13 protein-coding genes are annotated in these 12,386 nt (G+C 62.7%); 10 read left to right on the top strand and 3 right to left on the bottom strand.

Features of this window, described 5'->3' with window-relative positions; genetic code table 11:
- The 5 genes from AACZ65_RS04605 to AACZ65_RS04585 are packed head-to-tail and all read left to right on the top strand — an operon-like array spanning position 1 to position 4,515.
- Positions 1 to 1,335: a nitrous oxide reductase family maturation protein NosD gene (locus AACZ65_RS04605; RefSeq protein WP_339668413.1), complete on the top strand. Its 1,335-nt coding sequence runs from the start codon at positions 1 to 3 to the stop codon at positions 1,333 to 1,335.
- Complete coding sequence (locus AACZ65_RS04600) at positions 1,304 to 2,197, top strand: ABC transporter ATP-binding protein (RefSeq protein WP_339668411.1); 894 nt, start codon at positions 1,304 to 1,306, stop codon at positions 2,195 to 2,197. Before AACZ65_RS04605 ends, AACZ65_RS04600 begins: the two co-directional genes overlap by 32 nt.
- Complete coding sequence (locus AACZ65_RS04595) at positions 2,194 to 3,027, top strand: ABC transporter permease subunit (protein ID WP_339668409.1); 834 nt, start codon at positions 2,194 to 2,196, stop codon at positions 3,025 to 3,027. The genes AACZ65_RS04600 and AACZ65_RS04595 overlap by 4 nt, the downstream gene beginning before the upstream one ends.
- Positions 3,024 to 3,599: a nitrous oxide reductase accessory protein NosL gene (locus AACZ65_RS04590; RefSeq protein WP_339668407.1), complete on the top strand. Its 576-nt coding sequence runs from the start codon at positions 3,024 to 3,026 to the stop codon at positions 3,597 to 3,599. The genes AACZ65_RS04595 and AACZ65_RS04590 overlap by 4 nt, the downstream gene beginning before the upstream one ends.
- Position 3,600: 1 nt before the next feature.
- A complete protein-coding gene (locus tag AACZ65_RS04585) occupies positions 3,601 to 4,515 on the top strand; it encodes an FAD:protein FMN transferase (RefSeq protein WP_339668405.1) in 915 nt (304 codons plus the stop codon).
- Positions 4,516 to 4,521: 6 nt separating this feature from the next.
- Here the strand turns inward: AACZ65_RS04585 and AACZ65_RS04580 are convergent, their stop codons facing one another.
- Positions 4,522 to 4,980: a GatB/YqeY domain-containing protein gene (locus AACZ65_RS04580; protein ID WP_037268281.1), complete on the bottom strand. Its 459-nt coding sequence runs from the start codon at positions 4,978 to 4,980 to the stop codon at positions 4,522 to 4,524.
- 162 nt (positions 4,981 to 5,142) lie between these two features.
- Here AACZ65_RS04580 and carA point away from each other — a divergent pair, with 162 nt between their 5' ends.
- Both carA and AACZ65_RS04570 read left to right on the top strand, forming a co-directional pair.
- Entirely contained in the window at positions 5,143 to 6,291 is a 1,149-nt protein-coding gene (gene carA / locus AACZ65_RS04575) for a glutamine-hydrolyzing carbamoyl-phosphate synthase small subunit (protein ID WP_339668402.1), read from the top strand.
- 94 nt (positions 6,292 to 6,385) lie between these two features.
- Positions 6,386 to 8,317 (top strand): glycosyltransferase family 2 protein, encoded by a 1,932-nt coding sequence (locus AACZ65_RS04570; protein ID WP_339668401.1) that lies wholly within the window; start codon positions 6,386 to 6,388, stop codon positions 8,315 to 8,317.
- Here AACZ65_RS04570 and AACZ65_RS04565 read toward each other — a convergent pair.
- Positions 8,258 to 8,902: a GntR family transcriptional regulator gene (locus tag AACZ65_RS04565; protein ID WP_037268274.1), complete on the bottom strand. Its 645-nt coding sequence runs from the start codon at positions 8,900 to 8,902 to the stop codon at positions 8,258 to 8,260. The two genes, AACZ65_RS04570 and AACZ65_RS04565, sit on opposite strands and share 60 nt — an antisense overlap.
- 108 nt (positions 8,903 to 9,010) lie before the next feature.
- On the opposite strand from AACZ65_RS04565, the gene AACZ65_RS04560 reads away from it, so the two are divergent.
- The 3 genes from AACZ65_RS04560 (at position 9,011) to AACZ65_RS04550 (ending at position 11,194) form a co-directional block, all read left to right on the top strand.
- Complete coding sequence (locus tag AACZ65_RS04560) at positions 9,011 to 9,655, top strand: pyrimidine 5'-nucleotidase (RefSeq protein ID WP_339668397.1); 645 nt, start codon at positions 9,011 to 9,013, stop codon at positions 9,653 to 9,655.
- 85 nt (positions 9,656 to 9,740) lie between these two features.
- Positions 9,741 to 9,959 (top strand): hypothetical protein, encoded by a 219-nt coding sequence (locus AACZ65_RS04555; protein WP_339668396.1) that lies wholly within the window; start codon positions 9,741 to 9,743, stop codon positions 9,957 to 9,959.
- 32 nt (positions 9,960 to 9,991) lie between these two features.
- Positions 9,992 to 11,194 (top strand): UbiH/UbiF family hydroxylase, encoded by a 1,203-nt coding sequence (locus AACZ65_RS04550; protein WP_339668395.1) that lies wholly within the window; start codon positions 9,992 to 9,994, stop codon positions 11,192 to 11,194.
- A gap of 3 nt (positions 11,195 to 11,197) precedes the next feature.
- On the opposite strand, the gene AACZ65_RS04545 is transcribed toward AACZ65_RS04550, so the two are convergent.
- Positions 11,198 to 12,325 (bottom strand): aminotransferase class V-fold PLP-dependent enzyme, encoded by a 1,128-nt coding sequence (locus AACZ65_RS04545; protein ID WP_339668393.1) that lies wholly within the window; start codon positions 12,323 to 12,325, stop codon positions 11,198 to 11,200.
- Positions 12,326 to 12,386 lie beyond the last annotated feature (61 nt).

Here is a 12,386-nt window from a genome sequence, read left to right as displayed (position 1 = left end):
ATGCTGCGCCTCATCCTTGGCCTGATCCTGTTTCTCACTGTGGCGATCCCGGTCGCCGCCGCCGAGCGGCATGTACCGGCTGAGATCGGGGCGCTTGCCACTGCCATCGCCGGGGCATTGCCCGGCGATGTGCTCACCCTCGCGCCGGGCCTGCACGCGGGTCCGGTGACACTCGACCGCGCCCTCACACTCGACGGGCAAGGGACGGCCACCATCGACGCAGGCAGCACCGGCAGCGTGATCACCATAACCGGCAGTGATATTACCGTGCGCGGCCTCACCCTGATTGGATCCGGCAGCGACCATGACGCCATCGACAGCGGCGTACAGATCACCCGAACTGCTGCACGTGTACTGGTCGAAGACAACGACATCCTCGGCAATCTCTACGGCGTCGATGTGCATGGGCCCAAGGATGCCACTGTGCGCGGCAACCGAATTGTCGGGCGCACGGATCACCACATGAACAGCCGGGGCAACGGTGTCTATGTCTGGAATGCGCCGGGTACGATCATCGAAGACAACGACATCCGCCTTGGCCGCGACGGCATTTTCGTGAACGCCTCAAACAACGGCATATTCCGCCGCAACCTGATGCGCGACCTGCGGTTTGCAGTGCATTATATGTATGCCAACAACTCAGAAGTGTCGGGCAATATCTCAATCGGCAATACGCTGGGTTTTGCACTGATGTTCTCGAACCGGATCATCGTGCATGACAATCTCAGCCTCGCGGACCGCAGCCATGGGCTCATGCTCAACTACGCCAACAACGCCGATATTCGCGGCAATCTCGTGCGTGGCGGGGCAGAGAAATGCACGTTTATCTACAACGCCCACCGCAACCTGATCTATGACAACCGGTTCGAGGGCTGCGAGATCGGCATCCATTTCACAGCTGGATCGGAACGCAACGCCATCACCGGCAACGCCTTTGTCGGCAACCGCACCCAAGTGAAGTACGTCGGCACCAAGGATGTGGAATGGAGTCATGACGGGCGCGGCAACTACTGGTCGGACCATCCCGCCTTTGATCTGGATGGCGACGGCATTGCCGATGCCAGCTTTCGCCCCAATGACCTGATGGACCACATCCTGTGGTCGCAACCCGCCGCCAGCCTCTTGATGGGCGCGCCCGCCGTGCAACTGATCCGCTGGAGCCAGAAACATTTCCCCGCCTCCCTGCCCGGCGGCGTGCTGGATAGCGCGCCCCTGATGCGGCCCGTCACCGTGACGGTGCCCGACGACATCGCCGCGATGGAAGCGAAAGCAATAACAGACGCGCGCAACAGAAAGAATGACGATGACACGTTTAACCCTCTCGCAAGTCACTAAGCGCTACGACGGCGTGACCGCGCTCGACGCCGTGGGCTTTACCGTCGCCCCTGGTGAACGGGTGGCGCTCTTGGGCCACAATGGCGCGGGCAAATCCACGCTCATGAAGATCATCCTCGGCCTCATCCCCGCCACATCGGGACAGATCAAGGTATTGGACGCCGCGCCAGGCAGTCAGGCCGCCCGCGAGGGCACCGCCTATCTGCCCGAAAACGTGGCCTTTCATCCCGCGTTGACCGGGCTGGAACAAATCCGCCTCTACCTGCGCCTGCGCGGTTGCGATCCGGCGCAAGCGATGGGCCTGTTGGAGCGTGTGGGATTGGGCCACGCCGCCCGCCGCCGCATAGGCACCTATTCCAAGGGCATGCGCCAGCGGGTTGGCCTTGCACAAGCGTTGATCGGACAGCCCCGCCTTCTGATTCTGGACGAGCCAACAAGCGGCCTTGATCCCGTGTCGCGGCGCGAGTTCTATGCTATCCTTGACGGTCTGGCCGCCGAGGGCGCCGCAATCCTGCTCGCGTCCCATGCCCTGACCGAGGTCGAGGCCCGCACCGACCGGATCGTGATCCTGTCTCAAGGGCGCCTCATGGCCAATGACACGCTCCATGCCCTGCGCCGTCAGGCCGCCTTGCCGATCCGCCTGCAAATCTCGGCGCATCCCGGCGCGGCGGATCAGGTGGCCGCACAACTCGCAGGCGGGCGGCGCAACGGTGTCATGGTCGATCTGACCTGCTCGCACCACGAAAAGCTGACCCGCCTTGGCCATATCGCTGCCCTCAAGGGGTTGATCGAGGATGTCGAGATCATCCCCCCCAGCCTCGAAGACCTCTACAGCCATTTCAGCCGGAGAGATGACCAATGACCGCCCTCATCCGCCCCGTTTTCGCCCTTGGGGCCACCGAATTCCGCGTCGCGCTGCGCAATCGTTGGGTGACGATCACCGTGGCGCTGATGGCGCTCTTTGCCCTTGTCCTTTCGGCCGCAGGAAGCGCGCCCACCGGCGAGGTCGGCGTGGATGCGCTCTCGGTCACAGTGGCCAGCCTGACGTCCCTTGGCGTCTATCTGGTGCCGCTGATGGCGCTTTTGATGTCCTTTGACGCCGTGGCGGGCGAGGTCGAGCGCGGCACGCTCTCGCTCACGCTGACCTACCCGGTGTCGCGCTCTGGCATTCTGATGGGAAAATTCGCGGCGCATCTGACGGTGCTGACGATCGCGGTCGGCGCAGGCTATGGGCTGGCCGCCATTGCGGCCCTTGCGACAGATCCCGAGGCGCTGACGGGTCTGCCCGCGCTCGTGCGCCTCTTCTGGTCCTCGATACTGTTGGGTGCAGTGTTTCTGGCACTCGGTTATACGCTCTCGGCCATCGCCCGGCGTCCGGGGGCGGCAGCGGGGCTTGCAATCGGCGTCTGGCTGGCATTTGTCGTGCTTTATGATCTGGGTCTCTTGGCAGCGGTGGTGGCGGATGGCGGCGGCGTCTTTACCACCCATGCTCTGCCGTGGCTCCTCTTGGCCAATCCCGCCGACGCCTTCCGCCTCTACAACCTTGCGGCCTCCGAGGCGACAGCAGCGGCCTCTGGCCTTGGCGGCGCAGCCCAGACCATTCCGGCAGCCCATGCGTTGATCTCGGTCCTGTTCTGGCCGGTTGCCGCCTTTGGTCTGGCGATTACCGCGCTGCGGAGGGTCACGCCATGAAATGGCTTCCCCTTCTCCTCTTGGCCATCACCCTTGCGGCTTGCAAGGAAGATGTGGCGACACGCCCCGAACCCGTGCCGCTGACGGCCGAGGCCGTCGGCCACTACTGTCAGATGGACCTCTTGGAGCATCCCGGCCCCAAGGCGCAGGTGCATCTTGAGGGCTTGGATCATCCGCTCTTCTTCAGTCAGGTGCGCGACGCCATCGCCTATCAGCGCATGCCCGAACAGAGCCACGCCATCACCGCTATTTATGTCAACGACATGGCCGCTCCCGTCGCCAGTTGGGAGCATCCCGGTGCCGAGAACTGGATTGACGCAACGGCGGCGCATTACGTCATCGGCTCGGATGCAACGGGCGGCATGGACGCGCCCGAACTAGTACCGTTTCTTGACGCCAAGGATGCCTCAGACTTTGCAGATATGCGGGGCGGGCAGGTCCTGCGACTGGCAGAGGTGGCAGATGCCGAGGTGCTCTCGGCTGTGCCTATCGCCCCTGACAGCACCGACCGCGCCGAAGAGGACGATTTCGAGGCACGCCTGAACCAACTGTCCCGTGAAAGGCAGAACTGATATGACCCTCTCTCGCCGCCGTTTCCTGAGCATCTCCGCCGCAACGCTCGCCTTTGCCCACAGGGCGCAGGCCACGCCGCTCTACCGCTGGCAGGGCAGTGCCCTTGGCGCACGCGCCACGATCACGCTCTGCCACCCCGAGGCCGAGCGGATCAGCGAGAGCGCCCGCGCCGAAATCGAACGGCTGGAACAGATTTTCAGTCTCTATCGCGCGACCTCTGCGCTCAGCCAACTCAACGCCGCCGGTCATCTCGCCGCGCCACCTTTCGAGTTGCTCGATTGCCTGTCTCTGGCTGCCGCCGCACACCGAGCCACTGCAGGGCTCTTTGACCCGAGCGTGCAACCGATCTGGGATCTCTACGCACGCAGTTACAGCGCAGGCAATGCCCCCGCAGAGACCGACATCGCCACCGCCCGTGCCCACGGCACATGGGCTGATTTGCGCTATGATACCGATGTCATCAGGTTACGCGCCGGTATGGCGCTCACGCTCAATGGCATTGCGCAGGGCTATATCGCGGACCGTATCGCGCATCTCTTGCAGGCCGAGGGATTGAACGACATTCTAATCGACACCGGCGAATTATGCGTCCTTGGCGGCAATCCGCAGGGGGGCGACTGGTCCGTGACGCTCGACGCGCCTGACCGCCCGCAAATCGGCCTGCGCGATCGCGCTCTGGCTTCCTCCGCCCCATTCGGCACTGTGTTTGACACAGAGGGTACAGCGGGTCACATCCTTGATCCTCGCACCGGCACCCCCGCAACTGCACGCTGGCAACTCATCAGCGTCACCGCCAAAAGCGCCGCCATCGCTGATGCACTCAGCACGGCCATGTGCTTGATGTCCGCAGAGGAAATGAAAACGGCTGAGTCCTCTCTCTCTGGCGTCAAGGTGGTGCACAGCGCCCCCGCTTGAGACGACTTAACCCAGTCGCGCCTTGACCTGCGGCCCAACCGCGCCAAAGTCCATCTGGCCTGCGTGACGCTCTTTGAGCTTGCCCATGATCTTGCCCATGTCGCGGATCGTGCTTGCGCCCACATCGGCGATCGCCTTGTCGATGGCGGCTGCAATTTCATCGTCTGCCAATTGACGCGGTAGGAATTCCTCGATCACCGCGATTTCCGCGCGCTCACGCTCTGCCAGATCAAGCCGGCCACCCTCTTCGTAGGCGCGCACGCTTTCGTTGCGCTGCTTGGTCATCTTGGCAAGAATAGCCATGATTTCCGCGTCCCCGACCGGGGTTGCCCCGTCCGCGCTGCGGCCGGCAATCTCCTGATCCTTGATCGCCGCGTTGATGAGACGCAAGGTCGCCAACCGGCCCGCCGCCTTGTCGCGCATCGCCTGTTTCAGGGCCTGATCGACCCGTGCACGCAGTTCCATTCCGTGTCATCCCCATGATCGTCACAAGAGCGAGAGCCTAACGCCAAGCGCCCGCGATGGCAACCGCCGAGCAAGCCGCCCGCTGCCGCGATCAGACCCTTGACCCGACCCCGCCCCCCCCGTAGGTATGCGCAAATTTGCCCGAGCCGGAGACTCGCCCCCATGGCCCAAGCGTCCACCCCCCGCCCGACTGCCTGTCTTGCCCTTGCCGATGGCTCGCTGTTTTATGGCTACGGGTTCGGTGCAGTGGGTGTGACCACAGCGGAACTCTGCTTCAACACTGCGATGACCGGCTATCAAGAGATCATGACCGATCCCAGCTATGCCGGACAGATCGTGACCTTTACCTTTCCGCATATCGGCAACACAGGCGTAAATCCCGAGGATGACGAGACGGCCGAGCCGGTGGCCGCAGGCATGGTCGTGAAATGGGATCCGACCGAACCGAGCAACTGGCGCGCGCAGGAACATCTGATCAGTTGGCTGGCGCGGCGGGGCCGCATCGCGATTGGTGGCATCGACACCCGCCGTCTGACACGCGCGATCCGTCAACAAGGTGCGCCGCATGTCGCCCTCGCCCATGATCCCGAAGGCAAATTCGATGTCGAGGCTCTGGTGGCGCGTGCGCGCAGCTTTGCCGGACTCGAAGGCATGGATCTCGCGAAGGACGTGACCTGCGCGCAGTCTTATCGGTGGGACGAAATGCGGTGGGCTTGGCCCGAGGGGTATGTCCGCCAGACCGATGCGCGGCACAAGGTGGTCGCAGTCGACTATGGGGCAAAGCGTAACATTTTGCGCTGCCTCGCAAGTGCCGGGTGCGATGTCACAGTGCTGCCCGCTTCCGCCACCGCAGAGGATGTGCTGGCCCATTCCCCCAATGGCGTATTCCTGTCCAACGGCCCCGGCGATCCGGCGGCAACGGGCAAATATGCGGTGCCCATGATCCAAGGCGTGCTGGAGGCAGGGCTACCCCTCTTTGGCATCTGTCTTGGGCATCAGATGCTGGCCCTCGCTCTTGGGGCGCAGACCATCAAGATGAACCACGGTCATCACGGTGCCAATCACCCGGTCAAGGACCTGGAAACCGGCAAGGTCGAGATCACCTCGATGAACCACGGGTTCGCAGTCGATAGCCAGACCCTGCCCGCCGGTGTGGTCGAAACCCATGTCTCGCTGTTTGATGGGTCGAATTGTGGTATCCGGATCAAGGATCGCCCGGTCTTTTCGGTGCAGCACCACCCCGAAGCCAGCCCCGGCCCGCAAGACAGCTTCTATCTCTTCGAGCGATTTGCCGCGTCAATGGCGAAATAACTGCGAAAATCCCACAGCTGTTAACCTGTCGTTAAAACATCGTTAACCAAGCGCGCGCTAGCCTTTCCTCAGCCGCAAGGGGAAGGGTCGCGACATGGGGATTTCCGAACTGCGTCACATGGGGGCACGTGGCCCGGGCGCGCGCGCGTCGATCAACCCGCTGGGGCGCGAACTGGTTCGCGCCGGCGCGATCAGCCGACGGGATGCGACACTTGCGGAAATGGTACGTCGCCATTGCGACACCTCGCTTGACCGCATTCTTCAGGCCGAGGGGCTGGCCACCGAAGACGACCTGCTCGAAGCCCACGCCCGCCGTCTTTCCAGCAAACGGCTCAGCGCCGAGGATCTGGCACGCGCAGACATGCTAGACGCAGGCGTTGATCCGCGCCTCCTGCTCAAACATGGTGTGTTGCCGCTCACCTCTGCCTCCGGCGCGCCGGTTCTGGCCACAGGCGGGCCTGAGAGCCTTGCCGCCCTGCGCCCCGCCCTGCCCGTCACGCTTGCGCACGCGCGCGTCGTGATGGCCCCGCGCCACGCGATACAGGACCGCATCGCGCAAGAGCATCGCGACATTCTGCGCCAAATGGCCGAGGCGCGAGTGCCTGAAATTGAGAGTTGTCGCACCTGGGGTTTCCATCAGCACCGCCGTCTGCGATTGACGCTCGTGGGCCTTGCGGTGATCATAGCGCTGAGCCTTGCCTTTCCGATCACGGTTTTTGCCCTCTTTGCGGTCTGGGCATGCTTTACGCTCATTGTCTCAGCCGGGTTGAAAATCGCGGCCTTTCTGGCTCAGACTTCTGCCCGCTCTGACACGCCCCGTGGCCCCGCCCCGCCACAACCCCTGCCCAAGGTATCGGTTCTCGTGCCGCTCTTTCGCGAAACCGAAATTGCCCATGCGCTGATTGCCCGTCTCAGCCGCCTCACATATCCAAAATGCCTGCTTGATGTGATCCTTGTGCTGGAGGAAGAGGATGCGCTGACCCGTCAGACACTGGCAGGTATCGACCTGCCGCCATGGGTTCGGCCCGTGATCGTGCCAGATGGCAAACCGCGCACAAAACCCCGCGCGATGAATTACGCGCTCGATTTCTGTCAAGGCGATATCATCGGCATTTTCGATGCAGAGGATGCGCCCGAGGCCGATCAGATCACCATCGTCGCGCGACGGTTTCAACAGGTGCCGCGCGACGTAGCCTGCCTTCAAGGGATACTTGATTATTACAATCCCACGCAAAATTGGCTCGCTCGGTGTTTTACCATCGAATACGCGACCTGGTTCCGCTCCCTGATGCCCGGAATGGCCCGGCTTGGGCTGGCCATTCCGCTTGGCGGCACCACGCTCTATTTCCGCCGCGACGCGCTCGAGGAGTTGGGCGGGTGGGATGCGCACAATGTGACCGAGGATGCCGACCTTGGCTTTCGTCTGGCAAGGCATGGTTATCGCACCGAAATGATACAAACCGTGACCGAGGAAGAGGCCAATTGCCGCGCCTGGCCTTGGATCAAACAACGCTCTCGCTGGCTCAAGGGGTATATGACCACCTATCTCGTGCATATGCGCCGACCAAGATTGCTATATCAGCAGCTTGGGCCGCGCAAGTTCTGGGGATTTCAGGCACATTTCGTCTCGGCACTCTCGCAATTCCTGCTGGCCCCGTTTCTTTGGTCATTCTGGCTGGTACTCGTTGGCTTGCCGCACCCGCTCGATCCGGTTCTGCCGCATATGGCAATGGTCGGTTTGGGCAGCCTCTTTCTGCTGGTCGAGGTATTGAATGTCTGCATTCACATGTCCTCGGTGTCGGGGCCCCGACACCGACATCTTATTGCGTGGGCCCCGACGATGCATTTCTACACACCGCTCGGGGCGATTGCTGCCTACAAGGCGCTTTATGAGCTGATCCTCAGGCCGTTCTTCTGGGACAAGACCACGCATGGCCTCTCCGTTACGGCCCGAGGGAGCCGCATCTCAGACGGTGGATTTGACCTCTCCGGAATCAAGCTTGAGCCGGGTCACAAAGGCCTTTGAGATGTGATCGCGCAGCGCCTTCGCGGCCCCAGCACTATCATGCGCCTCAATTCCAGCCACAATCGCATCATGTTCGCGCAGCGCATCCTCATCCCGACCAACCGCCGCGAGAGATGTGGTCGCCAAAAGGGCCATCGAGCGATGCACAAGGTCCAGCTGCTGCACCAGAAAGCGGTTGTGCGAGGCCAGATGTATCTGTTTGTGAAACCGCCGGTTTGCGCGTGCCAGCTCCACCGGCTTACCCAAGAGCGCACGATCATCCTCGACCATATCGCGCAACACGCGCACCTCTTCGGGCGTGGCGTGGCGCGCGGCCAGCTCTGCGGCCAGACCTTCCAACTCGGCACGCACCACGTAGAGTTCTGCCAACTGGTTGTAATCCAACGAGGACACGATCAGGCTGCGCCCGTCCCGAGTGAGCATGGATTGCGTCTCGAGCCGCTGTAACGCCTCGCGTATGGGTGTGCGCGACACGCCAAAGCGTTCGGCCAGATCGCTCTCGACCAGACGGTCTCCGGGCTTGAAGATGCCGACGTCAATTGCCTCAAGGATCAGCGAATAGGCATCTGTGGGGGGCGGTTTCATCGGTAAGTCCGTTTGTTCTGTGCATTGGCTGGGAACCTTACGCGCTTTGGCCGCGGGATCAAGCCTTGGGCGATTGCGCGCAATGTCGCGCCCGCTTATATCAGCGCTATGCCCAAACCTGATTTCACCCATATCCGCACCTGGGTCTTTGACCTCGACAATACGCTCTATCCGCCCTCTGCCCGCCTCTTCGATCAGATCGAGGCGCGGATGACGCGGTTCGTGATGGACACGCTGCGCGTGACCCATGCCGAGGCGGACCGTCTGCGCCGTCACTACTGGCGCGAGCATGGCACCACGCTGGCGGGGCTGATGCGGGTGCATGATCTCGATCCCGGTCCCTATCTTGCAGCGGTGCATGACATCTCGCTCGACCAACTGGAGCCTGATGCCGCGCTGAATACTGTCATCCGCGCCCTGCCAGGGCGCAAGATCGTCTATACCAACGGCTCTGCCCCCTATGCCGAGCGGGTGATCGCGGCGCGCGGCCTGGCAGGCGCGTTCGACGCGGTGTACGGCGTGGAACATGCGGGCTACCGGCCTAAACCCGAACCCGAGGCATTTCAGACCATCCTGACACAGGACCAAAGCGCGCCCGCCACAGCGGCGATGTTCGAGGATGAGCCACGCAATCTGGCGGCTCCGCATGCCATGGGGATGCGCACCGTGCATGTGGCTCCGGAGCGGGTCGAGGCAGACCACATTCACCACCACACCAATGATCTGGGCGGTTTTCTGGCGCGCCTGGTCTGACAGCTGCGGCGTTCCGTCCCTTTGAAGGCGGGGGCCGGGACATATCTATGCAGGGTGAGATTCATCTTTGACCAAGAGGCCCGACATGACCGCGACCACAGCCCCCGCCAATGCCAAACACGCCGCCACCAAGAGCCATGATCCCGACGCGGCTGCCGTTGGCCCGATCCTGCTCAGCGTGGCGGTTTTTCTGGCTGGATGGGCAACAAGCATTGTGCTCTGGGGGATTCCGGGGCTTTATATTCCCGCACTGGCCCTTGTGCCGGTGATCTGGGTGATGCTGATCCTGATTTCACGGGGCTGAGCGGGCGCTCGCCCCTTTCGGAGGCTCTGAGAATGGTGCAGGCGGACTATGACATCGTGGTCTCAGGCGGCGGTGTCGCCGGTCTGACCGCAGCAGCGGTTTTCGGCAGCGCAGGATTTTCCGTGCTCTGCGTCGACCCTGCCCCGCCCGTGACCGTGCGCGATGCGGACGGGTCGGACCTGCGCACCACGGCTTTTCTTCAACCGGCGCAGGCTCTCTTGGATCGGGCCGGTCTTTGGGCGCGTCTGGCCCCACATGCCACCGATTTGCAAGTGATGCGGATTGTCGATGCGGGCGGCGAGATACCCGAACCGCGGGTCGTGCGCAAATTCAACGCCAGCGATATTTCCGACCGTCCCTTTGGCTGGAACCTGCCCAATTGGCTCTTGCGGCGCGAGATGGTGGCGCATCTGGACAGCCTGCCCTCGGTCACGTTCAAGCCCGGCACCGGCACCAGCACGCTCTTTACCCGCGAGGCCGAGGCGCGCGTGGGGCTTAGTGACGGCACCCGCGTGCGCTGCCGCTTGGTGATTGCCGCCGACGGGCGCAACTCTCCAATCCGTTCGGTCGCGGGAATTGACGTGAAAACAACGCGGTATGGACAAAAGGCCCTTGCCTTTGCCGTCACCCATCCGATCCCGCATGACAACGTCTCGACCGAGATTCACCGCTCTGGCGGGCCTTTCACCCTAGTGCCGTTGCCCGATCACGACGGGCGGCCGTCTTCGGCCATCGTCTGGATGGAAGAAGGGCCAGAAGTTGTGCGTTTGGCCGCCCTGCCGGTACCTGAATTCGAGGCCGCGATGAATACGCGGTCCTGTCACCTTTTCGGTCCTCTGACGCTTGCGTCGCGCCGCACCGTCTGGCCGATCATCAGCCAGGTGGCCGAGCGGATGAGTTCTGAGCGCGTGGCGCTGGTGGCCGAGGCTGCGCATGTGGTGCCGCCGATTGGCGCACAGGGGCTCAACATGAGCCTTGGGGATATGCGGGTATTGCTGGAACTGGCCGAGGCGAACCCCGACCGTTTGGGCGACCGCCAGATGCTCGACACCTACCATCGCCGCAGACATCTGGAGGTGCAGGCGCGCGTGACGGGGATTGACCTTCTCAACCGCGCCTCGATGCTGAGCGCGCAGCCCCTGAGGGATGCGCGGGCACAGGCGCTAAGCGCGATCTATTCGCTGGCCCCGGTGCGCAAGACCCTGATGCAAATGGGCCTTGGCGCGCGGGGGTAAGGCTCAGAGCACCTTATCAAGCACCGTCTCCAGCCGCTTGAGCGCGGCGGGCACATCATAGAGCTTATCCAGACCAAACAGCCCGAGGCGGAAGGTGCGAAAGCCCTCGGGTTCGCCCACTTGCAGCGGCACACCGGCAGCAATCTGCATACCCTCTGCCATGAATTTCTTGCCGTTCTGGATGTCGGGATCGTTGGTATAGCTTACCACGACACCGGGCGCGCCAAAGCCTTCTGCAGCCACGGACGTCACGCCGCGCGCGGCCAGCATGGCCCGCACACCATTGCCCAGTTCCCATTGCGCATCGCGCAGCCGCTCGAACCCGTAATCGCGGGTTTCGATCATCGTGTCGCGGAACCCGCGCAGCGCATCGGTGGGCATGGTCGCGTGATAGGCATGGCCGCCGTTCTCATAGGCCTGCATGATCGCACGCCATTTCTTGAGGTCGAGCGCGAAACTGTCCGACGTCGTTTCTTCCAACCGCGCCACCGCACGTGTGGACAGCATCACCAGACCGGCGGAGGGCGAGGCAGACCATCCCTTTTGCGGCGCGGAAATCAGCACATCGACGCCCGTGGCGCGCATATCGACCCAGGCACAGCCTGAGGCGATGCAATCAAGCACCATCAGCGCGCCCACCTCATGCGCGGCATCGGCCAAGGCGGTGATATAATCATCCGGCAGGATCAGGCCGGCCGAGGTTTCCACATGCGGGGCAAAGATCACATCGGGCTTGGATTCATGAATTTTCGCCACAACCTCTTCAATGGGCGCCGGGGCAAAGGGCGTGGTCGCACCATTGCCGGTCTGTCGCGCCATGCAGACGGTCGTATCAGAGGTGAACTGACCCGCGTCGAAAATCTGGGTCCAGCGGAAGGAGAACCAACCATTGCGCACGACCAGCGCATGCGCGCCGCGCCCGAATTGCCGCGCCACGGATTCCATCGCATAAGAGCCGCCGCCGGGGACGAGGGCCACCGCATCAGCGGCATAGACATCCTTGAGCATGGATGAAATATCACACATAACCTCTTGAAAAGAGGCAGACATATGGTTGAGCGAGCGATCGGTGAAGACCACCGAATATTCCAGCAGGCCATCTGGATCTACATGGTCGAGCAGGGCAGTCATGGGATGTCTCCTCTATCTTGCGGGCAAGATGGCGCGGGACGGCTCATAAGTCCAGTGCGTC

Origin of the sequence: uncultured Roseovarius sp., from assembly GCF_963972555.1 — a bacterium.
Taxonomy (GTDB): Bacteria; Pseudomonadota; Alphaproteobacteria; order Rhodobacterales; family Rhodobacteraceae; genus Roseovarius; species Roseovarius mucosus.
Note: the sequence above shows the minus strand (reverse complement) of the source record. Positions and strands in the feature narration are given on the sequence as shown.